The sequence below is a fragment of the Pseudomonas sp. D2002 genome (genome assembly GCF_013385735.1).
Classification (GTDB): domain Bacteria; phylum Pseudomonadota; class Gammaproteobacteria; order Pseudomonadales; family Pseudomonadaceae; genus Aquipseudomonas.
Map to the genome: position 1 here is coordinate 231,766 of NZ_JACAPL010000006.1, position 13,404 is coordinate 245,169.

The window sequence follows — 13,404 nt, forward strand, 5'->3', positions numbered from 1 at the left end:
ATCAACGGCTGCGCGTGATGCTCAGGCCTTTAAGCAGGCTCAACGCCTGGGCCAGTTGGTAATCATCGTCCTGCGGCATCGGCTTGGCTTTGGCGCCGCTGCCGGTTGGCTGGTCGGCACCGCCGTTGCCATTGCCCAGGTGACCTTGCAGGTCGGCCTCTTTGTAGTACTCGCTGTCGATCTCGTTGGTGATCTTGGCCTTGCGTACTTCGATGTCCGGCACGATGCCCTGGGCCTGGATCGAACGACCGTTCGGCGTGTAGTACAGCGCCGTGGTGATCTTCAATGCGCGCTCGTTGTTCAGCGGCAACACGGTTTGTACCGAGCCTTTGCCGAAGCTGGTGGTGCCCATCAGTACGCCGCGTTTCTGGTCTTGCAGGGCACCGGCGACGATTTCCGACGCCGAGGCGCTGCCGCCGTTGATCAGCACTGCCAGTGGCACGCCTTCGCTCAAGTCATTGCCGGTGGCCGAGAAGCGCAACTCTGAGTTGGCGATACGGCCCTTGGTGTAGACGATCAGGCCTTTGGTGATGAAGTGGTCGACCACTTCCACCGCCGCCTGCAGCACGCCGCCTGGGTTGTTACGCAGGTCGAGCACGATGCCATTGAGTTTCTTGCCGTTGTCTTTGCGCAGCTTGGCCAGGGCCTTGGCCACTTCGTCGCCGGTCTTGACCTGGAACTGGGTGATACGGATGTAACCGTAGCCCGACTCCAGCAGCTGGCTCTTCACGCTCTTGACCGTGATGGTCGCGCGGGCCAGGGTCACGTCAAACGGGTTGCCGCCGTCGCGCACCAGGGTCAGGGTGATTTTCTGGCCGAGCTTGCCGCGCATCTTGTCGACGGCTTCGGTCATGGTCTGGCCACGGGTCGGCTGGCCGTTGATCTTCACGATCAAGTCGCCGGCCTGGATACCGGCCTTGGAAGCAGGCGTATCGTCGATGGGCGAGACCACTTTGATCTGGCCGTCTTCAGAGCCGACTTCGATGCCCAGGCCACCGAACTCACCGCTGGTGCTTTCCTGCAGCTCGGCGAAATCTTCCGGGCCGAGGTAGGCGGAGTGCGGGTCGAGGTTGCTGAGCATGCCCTTGATGGCATTTTCCAGCAGGGTCTTGTCGTCTACGGGTTCGACATACGCGGCTTTGATCCGGTCCATGACCTCGGCAAAGGTACGCAGCTCGTCCAGCGGCAGCGGCGCCTTGGTGGTCGCTGCCGTGGCGGCGGGCGCAGCTGGAGCAGCCTGGTCGGCAAAAGCCAGAGGCGCGCCGATCACCAGGGCGATCGTCAGGGCCAGCGAAGTGAGGCGGGACAAATGCAGCATGTCGAACGAACTCCTAATGTAGATGCGGCCCTATCCTTGGGAACGGCACCATTGTGCAGGGTCGCTTGGGCGGCCCTGCTGACGAATAGCGAAGTACAGCGCCGGAGTGTCCTGGCCACCACTGTTACCGACAGTGGAGATGGATTCACCGGCTTTTACAACATCACCTGCCGACTTGAGTAAAGTCTGATTGTGGCCGTAAAGGCTCAAATAGCCATTACCGTGGTCAAGAATCACCAACAAACCGGCACCGCGCAGCCAATCGGCAAACACTACGCGCCCACCGTGGACGGCGTGGACCTGGCTGCCGGCAGCGGCGCTGATCATCACCCCGTCCCACTTGGCGCGGGTGTCATCGCCACGGGTTTCACCGAAGCGTGCCAGTAGTCGACCATCAACAGGCCATGGAAGTTTGCCGCGAGCTGAAGCAAAAGGGCCGCCGAAGTTCTCGCCGGCGCTGGAAACCAGCGGGCCAGGGGCTGCATGCGCCGGTTTACGCGGTGCCGGTGCGTCCGTCGTAGCGGCCAGTTCGGCCTCACGCTGACGCTTTTTTTCCGCTTCCTGCTGGGCGATCAGCGCTTTTTGCCGCGCTTCTTCGGCCTCACGTGCCTGGCGGGCCAGGGTTTCTTCGATGGTTTTAAGGACTTTGGCCAAGTCGGCCTGGTCCTGCTCACGCGCTTGCAGCTTGGCGTCGCGGGCTTTTACATCATCATTGAGCTTGGCCAGGGCTTGCTGGCGCTCTTTGCGCACCTTTTCGAGCTGGTCGCGCTGGTTATCGAGGGCGGTTTTCTGGTCGGTCAGTTGCGACTGTTGGTCGGCAATTTCCTGTTCGACATTGGCCAGTTGGCGCAGGGTTTCGTTGAACCCCTTCAATTGCGCCAGGCGTGCCTTGCTCAGGTAGTCGTAATAGGTGAGTGTGCGCGCGAATTTTTCCGGGTTCTGCTGGTTGAGCAGCAGCTTGAGGTATTCCTGGCGGCCGCTCTGGTACGCGGCGCGGGCCTGGATGGCGATCAGGCGTTGCTGTTCAACGCGGGCGCTCTGGAGTTTTTTTTTCTCAGCGTCGAGTCGCTCCAGTTCCGACTCGCTCTTCTTTAATTCTTTTTGTAGCTCCTGGACCTGCTTCTCGAGCTTGCCCATCTCGGTTTCCGTGCCGCGCAGGTCTTTCTGCACCCCGGATTTCTCTTCCTGGAGTTTACCGAGCAGTTTTTTCAGCTCGGTAATGTCCTGACGCGTAGCGTCCAACTGTTGTTGGGTTTGTGCGCGCTCATCGGCAAACGCCGGTTGGAGCAAGCAGACTAGAGCGAGGGTAATCAAGGCGCGAAGCATAGAGGCGGGCGACACCAGGGAAAGGGACGGCCTAGTATGCCCGCCAAGCGCGGCAAAAAAAACGCCCAATTCAGGCTGGGAGGCAAGATAGGTGCCGAGTGGCGGTGGTATGGCAAAAAGATATCTTCCAAATGGTGCAAAACCAATGTGGGAGCGGGCTTGCTCGCGAATACGGTGTGTCAGTCACTGAATATATTGACTGAACTACCGCATTCGCGAGCAAGCCCGCTCCCACACTGGTTTTGTGGTGATGCCGGGGTCAGACCAGAATCGAGGTGCCGGTCATCTCTTTCGGCTTCTCCAGCCCCATCAGCTTCAGCATGGTCGGCGCCACATCCGCCAATACGCCGCCTTCACGCACTTTCAGGTCGCGTTTGCCGACGTAGATGAACGGCACTGGTTCAGTCGTGTGGGCAGTGTGAGCCTGGCCGGTGGATTCATCCGACATCTGCTCGCAGTTGCCGTGGTCGGCGGTGATCAGCGCTTCGCCGCCGACCTTTTCCAGGGCGTCGACGATGCGCCCGACGCACAGGTCCAGGCATTCCACGGCTTTGACGGCCGCTTCCAGGTTGCCGCTGTGGCCGACCATGTCGCCGTTGGCGTAGTTGACCACGATCACGTCATAACGCTGGTTGTCGATGGCGTCGACGATCTTGTCGGTGACTTCCGGCGCGCTCATTTCCGGCTGCAGGTCGTAGGTGGCGACTTTTGGCGACGGAATCAGGATGCGTTCTTCACCTGGGAACGGCTCTTCGCGGCCACCGGAGAAGAAGAAGGTCACGTGGGCGTATTTCTCGGTTTCGGCGATGCGCAGCTGGGTCTTGCCGTTTTTCGCCAGGTAATCGCCCAGCACGTTTTCCAGGCTGCCCGGCGCGAACGCCGACGGGGCCGGGATGTTGGCGGCGTATTGGGTGAGCATCACGAACTCGACTTTCGGCTGGCGTGCGCGCTCGAAGTCCTTGAAGCCGGCGTCGACAAACACATGGCTCAGCTCGCGGGCACGGTCGGCGCGGAAGTTCATGAACACCACGGCGTCGCCGTCTTCGACCTTCACCGGCTCGCCGATGGTGGTGGCCTTGACGAATTCATCGCTCTCGCCACGGGCGTAGGCGGCAGCCAGGCCTTCCTGGGCGGTGGCGGCGTTGAATTCGGCCTGGCCGTCGACGATCAGGTTGTACGCCTGGGCGACGCGGTCCCAGCGGTTGTCACGGTCCATGGCGAAGTAGCGACCGACCAGGCTGGCGATGCGGCCTTTGCCCAGCGCAGCGAAGGTGGCGTCGAGCAGTTCGATGGACGATTGCGCGCTTTTCGGCGGCGTGTCGCGACCGTCGAGGAAGGCGTGCAGGTAGATCTTGTCGGCGCCGCGCTTGAACGCCAGTTCGGCCATCGCGACCAGGTGATCCTGGTGGCTGTGTACGCCGCCATCGGACAACAGGCCCATGAAGTGCACGGCCTTGCCGGCTGCCACTGCTTTATCTACCGCTGCGCAGATCGTCGGGTTCTCGAAGAACTCGCCGTCGCGGATCGATTTGGTCACGCGTGTGAAGTCTTGGTATACCACTCGTCCGGCGCCGAGGTTCATGTGGCCGACTTCCGAGTTGCCCATTTGGCCATCCGGCAAGCCTACATCCATGCCGGAACCCGAGATCAATCCGTTGGGTACGGTGGCGGTGAGGCGGTCGAGTACCGGCTTCTTGGCGGAGTAAACGGCGTTGTCGTGGTGGCTTTCACTGTGTCCGAAGCCATCGAGAATTATCAGGACCAAAGGTTTAGGCGTAGTAGTCATAGATCCTCTCGCGGCGGTAATAAAGGAAGGCAATCTAAAAGGGAGTAGCAGTTTAAAGCGAAGTTCCGACCACGTCACCGCTTTACGGGGGTTGGCCCCCCCTGACGGCTGTGTATACTTACCGCCATTTTAACGCCCTGGAACCTCCTTGATGGTTGATCACCTGATTGCATTTGCCACTGCCCACTACCTGCTCGCGGGTGCCTTCGTCATCCTGCTGGCGCTGCTGATCGCTCATGAAATGAGCCGCGGTGGCCGCAGCCTGAGCACGTCGGAGCTGACCGCACTGGTCAACAAGGATGAGGCCGTTGTCGTGGATATTCGCCCGGCCAAGGATTTTGCCGCCGGCCATATCGTCGGCGCCCTGAACATTCCGCAGGACAAGCTGATCGCACGCCTGGCCGAGCTGGAAAAATACAAAGCCAAGACCATCATTCTGGTCGACGCCCAAGGCCAGCACGCCGGCACCCACGCCCGCGAGATGCTCAAGACCGGTTTCACCGCCGCCAAACTGTCCGGCGGTATCGGCAGCTGGAAGGCCGATAACCTGCCGCTGGTGAAGTGATATGAGCCAGGTTGTCGTTTATTCCAGCGATTATTGCCCTTACTGCATGCGAGCCAAGGCTCTGCTTGAGAAAAAGGGCGTTGCCTTCGAAGAGATCAAGGTCGACGGCAAACCCCAAGTGCGCGCCGAGATGACCAAAAAAGCGGGACGCACCTCCGTGCCGCAGATCTGGATCGGCGACAAGCATGTCGGTGGATGCGATGACCTGTTCGCCCTGGAGCGCGCCGGTAAACTCGATGCGCTGCTGCTCGTCTGACTCCTAAACCCTAAAAGACCCCAAGATCAAGAAGGATCTGCGATGACTGACCAACAGAACACTGAAGCAGCGCAAGACCAAGGCCCACAGTTTTCGCTGCAGCGGATCTACGTGCGTGACCTGTCGTTCGAAGCGCCGAAAAGCCCGGCTATCTTCCGCCAGGAATGGACCCCAAGCGTTGCGCTGGACCTGAACACCCGTCAAAAGGCACTGGAAGGCGACTTCCACGAAGTCGTGCTGACCCTGTCGGTCACCGTCAAGAACGGCGAAGAAGTGGCGTTCATCGCTGAAGTGCAACAGGCCGGTATCTTCCTGATCCAGGGCCTGGACGAAGCCTCCATGAGCCACACCCTGGGCGCGTTCTGCCCGAACATCCTGTTCCCGTACGCCCGTGAGACCCTGGACAGCCTGGTCACCCGTGGCTCGTTCCCTGCGCTGATGCTGGCTCCGGTGAACTTCGATGCTCTGTACGCGCAAGAACTGCAGCGTATGCAAACAGAAGGTTCGTCGACCGTTCAGTAAGCTGTTCTGAGCAACGACACCGATCAAATGTGGGAGCGGGCTTGCTCGCGAATGCGGTATTTCAGTCAACATTTTCGGTGACTGACACACTGCATTCGCGAGCAAGCCCGCTCCCACATTTTGTTTGGTGTATTACTTAAAGCCCAGCTGGCGCCAGCCTTCGTAGACGGCAACGGCTACGGTGTTGGACAAGTTCAAGCTGCGGCAACCCTCGCGCATCGGCAAGCGCAGGCGATGGCCGTCGGGCAGGGCGTCAAGCACCTCGGCCGGCAGGCCACGGCTCTCAGGGCCGAACAGGAACGCGTCGCCTTCGGCAAAGCTGGCATCATGAAACGGCCGCGAACCTTTGGTGGTGAACGCGAACAGCCGTGGGTGGCCCAGACTTTCCAGGCAGCTTGCGAGGTCGGCGTGACGCTTGAGCGTGGCGTACTCGTGGTAGTCCAGCCCGGCGCGGCGCAGGCGTTTGTCGTCCATGTCGAAGCCCAGCGGCTCGATCAAATGCAGGTGGCAGCCACTGTTGGCGCACAGCCTGATAACGTTGCCGGTATTCGGCGGAATTTCTGGTTGAAAAAGGATGACGTGAAACATGCACGGCTCCGAAGGCAAAGATGCGCTGCATTCTACCCCTGAAGACGACCCAAGACCGAAGCTTATGCCTCGGGTCATGGGCTCATTGGCGATTGTCGGCTTGATGATCGGTTTGATGATCGGCCGCCTGACCACGCCGGACCCGGTCGCGCTGCAGCAGGTGGAGACGGCGGCCGACGGCTTGGTGGTGTGGTTCAACAGCGAACCCAAGCTGCATGGCGAGCATATCGATGGCACCGTGGCGCTGTTATTCGACGCGCAGGGCATGGCCGCCAGTGGGCAACTCAAGGTCAACGACAAGGATGTGAATTGGCGCACCCGCAAGACCGATGCCGGCTTGCTGCTGAACCTGGTGGCGGCTCGGCCGTTGCGCGGGGAGTGGAAGGGGGAGAAGGCCGATGGCCGCTGGCGGCTGCAGATCCATCTGCACGAGGAATAAAAGAGGGAATCCCCGGCCTGCCTGTACCAAGGTTCCCAAAACGGGCTGGGGCTATGGGCGCTGTGCCGCATAAGCCCCGGGTGTAAAGAAGGGAGTTCCCGGCCTGCCTGTACCAGGGCTCCCAAAACGGGATGAAGCCAAAGGCTTCGGTGTTAAAGAGGGAATCCCCGGCCTGCCTGTACCGAGGTTCCCGAAACGGGTGTGGGGCACGACGCTGTTTGCATCAAGCACCCCGGGTGTAAAGAGGGGATTCTCGGCCTGCCTGTACCAAGGTCCCCGAAACTGGGTAGTACAAGGCTTATTGCAGGGCGCGTGCCAGAATTTGCAATTCTCACCAAAAAAATTTGCCAGAAAGCGCAAAGCCCCGGAATACGGGGCTTTGGTGTTTTTACGGTTTAATATTTTTTTAATCAGGCAGGTGTTTCAGGCGTTGGATCCGTGCGCGATGCTAGTTCATGGTGCATTGAAGCGGTGCACAGTCCTGGAACTTTGTGGAGATCCAAATGTGGGAGCGGGCTTGCTCGCGAAGGCGCCTCATCAGTCGATACACCTGTTGACTGACACACCGCCTTCGCGAGCAAGCCCGCTCCCACATGGGTTCTTCAGTGGATGATCGTTCCTACGCTCCGCGTGGGAATGCCTCCAGTGACGCTCCGCGTCACGACTTTGAAATGGGACGCGGAGCGTCCAGAGCTGCGTTCCCACGCAGAGCGTGGGAACGATCAATCAGCCCTCATCACCCTCATCATCATCCCCACCATCCACCTTCATGCCCAACTCCTTGATCTTGCGCGTCAAGGTATTGCGGCCCCAACCCAGGAGCACGGCGGCGTCGCGGCGGCGGCCGGCGGTGTGCTTCAGGGCGGTTTCGATCATGATCCGCTCGAAAGCCGGCACGGCGCTGTCCAGCAGGTTTGACTGGCCGCGTGCCAGGGCCTGGTCGGCCCATTGGCGCAGCGCCTGCTCCCAATTGGTCACCGGTGCCGAATCCTGCGGCAGGCTCAACAGCTCTGGCGGCAAGTCGCTGATATGCACTTCGCGCCCCGACGCCATCACCGTGATCCAGCGGCAGGTGTTCTCCAGCTGGCGCACGTTGCCCGGCCACGGCAGGTTCTTCAGGTATTCCTCGGTCTCGCTTTTCAGCAGCTTCGGTTCAACGGCCAGCTCCTGGGCGGCGCGGCTGAGGAAGTGCCGCGCGAGCGTCGGGATATCTTCGCGACGGTCAGACATGCGTGGGATGTGGATGCGGATCACGTTCAGACGGTGGAACAAGTCTTCACGGAATTTACCCGCGTGCACCAGGGTTTCCAGGTTCTGGTGGGTCGCCGCAATGATGCGCACATCGACCTTGACCGGCGTGTGCCCACCCACGCGGTAGAACTCGCCGTCGGCAAGTACGCGCAGCAAGCGGGTTTGCGTATCGGCTGGCATATCGCCGATTTCATCCAGGAACAGCGTGCCGCCATCCGCCTGTTCAAAGCGGCCGCGACGCAGGTTGGCTGCGCCGGTGAACGCGCCTTTCTCGTGGCCGAACAGCTCTGACTCCATCAAGTCCTTGGGAATCGCTGCCATGTTCAGCGCGATAAACGGCGAGGCCGCCCGTGGGCTGTGACGGTGCAACGCATGCGCCACCAGTTCTTTACCGGTGCCCGATTCGCCGTTGATCAGCACGGTGATGTTGGAATGGCTCAAGCGGCCAATGGCGCGAAACACTTCCTGCATCGCCGGCGCTTCGCCGATGATTTCCGGGGTACGCGTCAGGGCCGGCGGGGCTTCCTGGTTCTGCTGTTCCTGGGCGTGCTGGTTGGCACGTTTTACCAGCGCCACCGCCTCGTCCACGTCGAAGGGCTTGGGCAGGTATTCAAAGGCGCCGCCCTGGTAGGACGCGACAGCGCTGTCCAGGTCCGAGTGCGCGGTCATGATGATCACCGGCAGGCGCGGGTGCTGTTCGCGGATGCGCGCCAGCAAGTCCAGGCCACTGGCGCCCGGCATGCGGATGTCGGAGATGATCACGTCCGGCTGCTGGCGTGCCAGGCGGCTCATCACCCCGTCGGCGCTGTCGAAGCTCTGGGTGGTCATGCCTTCCTGTTGCAAGGCTTTCTCGAGGACCCAGCGGATAGAACGGTCGTCATCGACGATCCAGACGGTTTCACTACGGCTCATGTCGATGGGGCTCCTTGTTCCAGAGGCAGAAAGATCGAGAACGTGGTGTGGCCGGGATGGCTTTCACATTCGATCAGACCCTGGTGCTGGCTGATGATGTTCTGGGTAATGGCCAGGCCCAGCCCGGTGCCGTCCGGGCGGCCGCTGACCATGGGAAAAAAGATGGTTTCCTGCAGTTCCGCAGGAATGCCCGGGCCGTTGTCGATGATCTCGACCTTGGTCACCAGGCGATGGCGCACATGGCCGATGGTGAACTGGCGCAGGGCGCGGGTGCGCAGGCTGATGCGGCCCAGGCGCAACTCGTTCTGGCTGCTGATGGCCTGCATGGCGTTGCGCACGATATTGAGCACCGCCTGGATCATCTGCTCGCGGTCGATCAATACGTCGGGAATGCTCGGGTCGTAATCGCGCACCAGGGTGATGCAGCCTTGGCTTTCGGCTTCCACCAGTTGGCAAACGCGCTCCAGCACCTCGTGCACGTTGGTCATCGCCAGCGACGGTAACTTGTTGGAGCCGAGCATGCGGTCCACCAGGTTACGCAGGCGGTCGGCTTCCTCAATGATGACGTTGGTGTAGTCCTTGAGGTTCTCGTCCGGCAGCTCGCGGGCCAGCAGTTGCGCCGCGCCGCGAATCCCGCCCAAGGGGTTCTTGATCTCATGGGCCAGGCCGCGTACCAGCATCTTGCTGGTTTCCTGCTTGGACAGCTGCGCCTCTTCTTTGGTGATACGCAGCAGGCGGTCGCGCGGGTGTACTTCGAGCAGCAGCAAGGTCGCGCCGTTGCTCAGGATCGGGGTTACGGCGTAGTCGACGGTCAGCGTCTGGCCGGTGAGGGCGGTGAGCATCGCTTCGCGCTTGGTGAACGGGTGTGCCTGCTCCACCGCCTGGCGCAACGAGCTCAAGGCTTCGGCCGACTCGGTGAACAATTCGCTGATGAACTGCCCATGGCTACGCTGGCCGCTGATAGCCAGGAGCATCTCCGCCGCCGGGTTCATGTACTCAAGACGTAAATCGTCGTTGAGCAAGATGGTCGCGGTGGTCAGGTTGTCGAGTAACAATCGGTGCAGTGCATCGCTGATGGTCATCAGGACCTCTTTTGGAGCAAGGCGCGGGCTTGAGGCACACGCTGATACAAGGAAAATGCAAAAACCAAACCAAAGCTCCGAAAAGAAGCGTTAAAGCCCTGAAACAGGTGTTTAAGGCTCGAAACTGTGGCGTTCTGCCAGCGTGCTCGGGAAGATTCGAACCAAAATGGGCTGTTTGGTTGGGAAGGGTGCGGCCTACTGCACCAATATAGTGCAGTTTTACCCGCTTTGTTCAGGAAGGTTTTTTAGGCGTGTTTTTGCGGTTGTTCAGGCAGGATTTGACGATCTCGTGCAGGCCAGTGCTGTTTTGGGGGAGGACGAACTCTGCGGTCAGCGGCGAGTCACCGGGGATTGCTGAAGGCAGCGTCATCGTGATCAGTTGGCCGTGCGTGTTGTTGGCGATCCACTCGCGCAGTTCTTGGCGATTAGCGGGCATGGTGAATTTAAACAGTACGCCATGCTGCTGGGTCGGTTCTGCGCTGTAGTAGCCGTTTACACGGTAAGTTCGTGCAGGGAGGGTGCCGGTGGTAAGGCTGAGTGGTCCTGAAGATCGAGCGTCCGGGCCTTCATAAATATTGGGGTTGAAGCGCAGTTTGTCGGTGTGGGTCAGCAGCGAAATCATCGGGCGAGAGGGCGAACTGTAGCAGGCGACTTGCAGGATTGCGATGCTGGTCTTTTTTGCGTGAGTGGCTGTGCCAGTGATTCTGGCGTTGACAATCGTGCTGTCCGGATACGGTGTCTCCACCGTCCAGGCGTGGGGCTCGGCGTCGGAGGCGGAGTCGAGGGTGGGTTGTACTTCGGTCAGCTGGCTGATTGCGAGCGTCAGTGAACACAGGAGCTGGCAGTTGAGAGTCATCGCGAAGTACGTCGGCGGCTGGCGGCTGGACGCTGCATCGTAGAAGCTCGACTGCCTGGGAAGTATCAGACATTTCTGCGGTTTAACACGAATACTGGGAATGGGCCTTCAATGAAGCAGGCCCAGGTCGGTCAAGGCGTATAGATGCACAGCTCGGCTGTGGCACGGGCCATGGCGATTTGGGCCAGCGGGTCGCGAAGCGGTTCGTGTACGGCCTGCGCCAACCATTGAGGGCACTGCGGGTTGCTGCGTTCGGGGCTGAAGTCCGCCAGCTGCTGTAGCAGGCGCTTTTGCAGTTGGTCCAATTGGGGGCGAATCTTGCCGACCAGATCCGGGCGCGGCGTGTCGGGCGCCTTGCCGGTGAAGTGCCAGTCCGACAGCCGGGTGTATTGCACCAATTTGTTCGCTTCAATCTGCGCACTGAAGAACTGCTCCGCCGCGTCAGGCGCCACTTTGTAGCTCGGTGCCTGGGCTCTCACGCTGGCGATCACAGCCTGTTCACGAGGGCGATCTTCCACGGCCTTATGGCTGTCCCATTTGCTCAGTGCGACCTCGTCGGCGATGGCCAGGCGCTCGGCGATGCTGTTGAGCAACGGCGCGAGGGTAGGCGGTGCGGCGCTGGCACTGGCGCTGACGAACAGCAGTGCGAACAAAAGTTTATTTTTCAACGGTGATCTCCTTGTGGGAGCGGGCTTGCTCGCGAATACAGTCTTTCAGTCGATATATTCGGTGGCTGATCCACCGCATTCGCGAGCAAGCCCGCTCCCACATGTTTGATTGGGTTTGCAGATATGAAGCTGCATCAGTCAAGGCTACCTTAATCGCCCCGTTACGCTCGGAACCCCAGGCAAAAAAAAGACCTCCCGAAGGAGGTCTTTTTCGTTACGCCGCGTTAAGCAGCGCTACCGGATCAGCAGCTGTAGTACAGCTCGTATTCCAGTGGGTGTACGAAGGTGCGTACTTTGATTTCTTCTTCGCTTTTCAGCTCGATGTAGGCATCGATGAAGTCGTCGCTGAATACGCCGCCTTTGGTCAGGAACGCACGGCCCTTGTCCAGCTCTTCCAGGGCTTCTTTCAGGCTGCCGCACACTTGTGGGATCTCTTTGGCCTCTTCAGGCGGCAGGTCGTACAAGTTTTTGTCGGCGGCGTCGCCAGGGTGGATCTTGTTCTGGATACCGTCCAGACCGGCCATTACCAGGGCAGCGAAGGCCAGGTATGGGTTGGCTGCTGGATCCGGGAAGCGCGCTTCGATACGGCGAGCACGAGGGCTGGACACGTAAGGAATACGGATCGAAGCGGAACGGTTACGAGCCGAGTAGGCCAGCATTACCGGTGCTTCGAAGCCTGGGACCAGACGCTTGTAGGAGTTGGTCGACGGGTTGGTGAAGCCGTTCAGGGCCTTACCGTGCTTGATGATACCGCCGATGAAGTACAGGGCGGTGTCGGACAGGCCGGCATAACCTTCGCCAGCGAAGGTGTTCTTGCCTTCTTTGGCGATGGACAGGTGAACGTGCATACCCGAACCGTTATCGCCGTACAGTGGCTTAGGCATGAAGGTAGCGGTACGGCCGTAGGCATCAGCCACGTTGTGTACGCAGTACTTCAGGGTCTGAACTTCGTCAGCCTTGGCAACCAGGGTGTTGAACTTCACACCGATTTCGTTCTGGCCGGCAGTCGCCACTTCGTGGTGGTGAACTTCGATGACCAGGCCCATTTCTTCCATGGCGTTGCACATGGAGGTACGGATTTCGTGGTCGTGGTCGAACGGAGGAACCGGGAAGTAGCCGCCTTTGATACCTGGACGGTGGCCTTTGTTGCCGCCTTCCACGTCCTGGTCGGACATCCACGAACCTTGTTCGGAGAAAATTTTGAACATGGAGCCGGAGATGTCGGACTTGAACTTGACCGAATCAAAGATGAAGAATTCTGGCTCCGGGCCTACGAATACGGTGTCGCCGATACCGGTCGACTTCAGGTATTCCTCGGCACGCTTGGCGATCGCACGTGGGTCGCGGTCGTAGCCTTGCATGGTCGAAGGCTCGATCACGTCGCAGACGATGATCAGGGTTGGGTCTTCGGTGAACGGGTCGAGAACGGCAGTGCTGTCGTCCGGCATCAGGATCATGTCGGAGGCTTCGATGCCTTTCCAGCCAGCAATGGAGGAACCGTCGAACATTTTGCCTTCTTCGAAGAAAGCATCATCCAGCGCGTCGCGAGCCGGCATGGTCACGTGGTGCTGAGTACCTTTAGTGTCCGTGAAGCGCAGATCAATCCATTTAACGTCATGATCTTTGATGAGTTGAACCGACTTCGACATGGTGTCCTCCGGGTGGCTTCGGGCTGGGGTAGTGGAGTTAGCCCTTAGAATGTGGGTGATGCCGGCGCGAATACTCGACCAAGGCAACCTGCCTCACAAGAGAGCAAATTGCATGCCAGTGCGCCAACATGGCCTTTTTGCTTCAAAATGGCCCCTATAACGGTGCAATCCGCTGAAGCGGAATAA

Annotated in this window: 13 protein-coding genes; 4 read left to right on the plus strand and 9 right to left on the minus strand. The window is 59.9% G+C overall.

What is annotated here, in order from left to right:
- Position 1 precedes the first annotated feature (1 nt).
- The 3 genes from HX783_RS14055 to gpmI all read right to left on the minus strand — a co-directional run bounded on the left by HX783_RS14055 (position 2) and on the right by gpmI (position 4,430).
- Positions 2 to 1,318: a S41 family peptidase gene (locus tag HX783_RS14055; protein ID WP_159953728.1), complete on the minus strand. Its 1,317-nt coding sequence runs from the start codon at positions 1,316 to 1,318 to the stop codon at positions 2 to 4.
- Between the two features lie 30 nt (positions 1,319 to 1,348).
- The gene (locus HX783_RS14060) at positions 1,349 to 2,644 is read right to left on the minus strand and encodes a murein hydrolase activator EnvC (RefSeq protein WP_177017261.1); all 1,296 of its coding nucleotides are present in this window, start codon (positions 2,642 to 2,644) and stop codon (positions 1,349 to 1,351) included.
- 259 nt (positions 2,645 to 2,903) lie between these two features.
- Positions 2,904 to 4,430, minus strand: a complete 1,527-nt coding sequence (gpmI, locus tag HX783_RS14065) for a 2,3-bisphosphoglycerate-independent phosphoglycerate mutase (protein ID WP_177017262.1) — start codon at positions 4,428 to 4,430, stop codon at positions 2,904 to 2,906.
- Positions 4,431 to 4,581: 151 nt separating this feature from the next.
- On the opposite strand from gpmI, the gene HX783_RS14070 reads away from it, so the two are divergent.
- From HX783_RS14070 to secB, 3 genes are read left to right on the plus strand one after another with little or no spacing between them, the layout of a single operon-like run.
- Positions 4,582 to 4,995 carry a rhodanese-like domain-containing protein gene (locus HX783_RS14070; RefSeq protein ID WP_053253892.1) on the plus strand — a complete coding sequence of 138 codons (414 nt, stop codon included), beginning with the start codon at positions 4,582 to 4,584 and terminating at the stop codon, positions 4,993 to 4,995.
- 1 nt (position 4,996) lies between these two features.
- Positions 4,997 to 5,251 (plus strand): glutaredoxin 3, encoded by a 255-nt coding sequence (grxC, locus tag HX783_RS14075; protein WP_053253893.1) that lies wholly within the window; start codon positions 4,997 to 4,999, stop codon positions 5,249 to 5,251.
- Positions 5,252 to 5,293: 42 nt separating this feature from the next.
- Positions 5,294 to 5,773, plus strand: a complete 480-nt coding sequence (gene secB, locus HX783_RS14080; protein WP_106577478.1) for a protein-export chaperone SecB — start codon at positions 5,294 to 5,296, stop codon at positions 5,771 to 5,773.
- A gap of 132 nt (positions 5,774 to 5,905) precedes the next feature.
- On the opposite strand, the gene HX783_RS14085 is transcribed toward secB, so the two are convergent.
- A complete protein-coding gene (locus tag HX783_RS14085; RefSeq protein WP_003171120.1) occupies positions 5,906 to 6,361 on the minus strand; it encodes a tRNA (cytidine(34)-2'-O)-methyltransferase in 456 nt (151 codons plus the stop codon).
- Here HX783_RS14085 and HX783_RS14090 point away from each other — a divergent pair.
- Positions 6,360 to 6,800 (plus strand): hypothetical protein, encoded by a 441-nt coding sequence (locus HX783_RS14090; protein ID WP_159953732.1) that lies wholly within the window; start codon positions 6,360 to 6,362, stop codon positions 6,798 to 6,800. The two genes, HX783_RS14085 and HX783_RS14090, sit on opposite strands and share 2 nt — an antisense overlap.
- 726 nt (positions 6,801 to 7,526) lie before the next feature.
- Here the strand turns inward: HX783_RS14090 and ntrC are convergent.
- The 5 genes from ntrC to glnA form a co-directional block, all read right to left on the minus strand.
- Entirely contained in the window at positions 7,527 to 8,963 is a 1,437-nt protein-coding gene (gene ntrC / locus HX783_RS14095; RefSeq protein ID WP_003218003.1) for a nitrogen regulation protein NR(I), read from the minus strand.
- Positions 8,960 to 10,045, minus strand: a complete 1,086-nt coding sequence (gene glnL, locus HX783_RS14100; protein WP_016979130.1) for a nitrogen regulation protein NR(II) — start codon at positions 10,043 to 10,045, stop codon at positions 8,960 to 8,962. The genes ntrC and glnL overlap by 4 nt, the downstream gene beginning before the upstream one ends.
- A gap of 232 nt (positions 10,046 to 10,277) precedes the next feature.
- Positions 10,278 to 10,901, minus strand: coding sequence for a hypothetical protein (locus tag HX783_RS14105; RefSeq protein ID WP_177017263.1), 624 nt, complete (start codon positions 10,899 to 10,901; stop codon positions 10,278 to 10,280).
- Positions 10,902 to 11,032: 131 nt separating this feature from the next.
- The gene (locus HX783_RS14110; protein ID WP_177017264.1) at positions 11,033 to 11,569 is read right to left on the minus strand and encodes a chorismate mutase; all 537 of its coding nucleotides are present in this window, start codon (positions 11,567 to 11,569) and stop codon (positions 11,033 to 11,035) included.
- A gap of 242 nt (positions 11,570 to 11,811) precedes the next feature.
- Positions 11,812 to 13,218: a glutamate--ammonia ligase gene (glnA, locus tag HX783_RS14115; protein ID WP_024072899.1), complete on the minus strand. Its 1,407-nt coding sequence runs from the start codon at positions 13,216 to 13,218 to the stop codon at positions 11,812 to 11,814.
- Positions 13,219 to 13,404: the final 186 nt, after the last annotated feature.

Coding starts and splice junctions, on each gene's coding strand:
- HX783_RS14090 (WP_159953732.1), top strand. CDS start 6,360: ATGCACGGCTCCGAAGGCAAAGATGCGCTGCATTCTACCCCTGAAGAC.
- gpmI (WP_177017262.1), bottom strand. CDS start 4,430: ATGACTACTACGCCTAAACCTTTGGTCCTGATAATTCTCGATGGCTTC.
- HX783_RS14105 (WP_177017263.1), bottom strand. CDS start 10,901: ATGACTCTCAACTGCCAGCTCCTGTGTTCACTGACGCTCGCAATCAGC.
- ntrC (WP_003218003.1), bottom strand. CDS start 8,963: ATGAGCCGTAGTGAAACCGTCTGGATCGTCGATGACGACCGTTCTATC.
- HX783_RS14085 (WP_003171120.1), bottom strand. CDS start 6,361: ATGTTTCACGTCATCCTTTTTCAACCAGAAATTCCGCCGAATACCGGC.
- glnL (WP_016979130.1), bottom strand. CDS start 10,045: ATGACCATCAGCGATGCACTGCACCGATTGTTACTCGACAACCTGACC.
- HX783_RS14055 (WP_159953728.1), bottom strand. CDS start 1,318: ATGCTGCATTTGTCCCGCCTCACTTCGCTGGCCCTGACGATCGCCCTG.
- secB (WP_106577478.1), top strand. CDS start 5,294: ATGACTGACCAACAGAACACTGAAGCAGCGCAAGACCAAGGCCCACAG.
- HX783_RS14060 (WP_177017261.1), bottom strand. CDS start 2,644: ATGCTTCGCGCCTTGATTACCCTCGCTCTAGTCTGCTTGCTCCAACCG.
- glnA (WP_024072899.1), bottom strand. CDS start 13,218: ATGTCGAAGTCGGTTCAACTCATCAAAGATCATGACGTTAAATGGATT.
- grxC (WP_053253893.1), top strand. CDS start 4,997: ATGAGCCAGGTTGTCGTTTATTCCAGCGATTATTGCCCTTACTGCATG.
- HX783_RS14070 (WP_053253892.1), top strand. CDS start 4,582: ATGGTTGATCACCTGATTGCATTTGCCACTGCCCACTACCTGCTCGCG.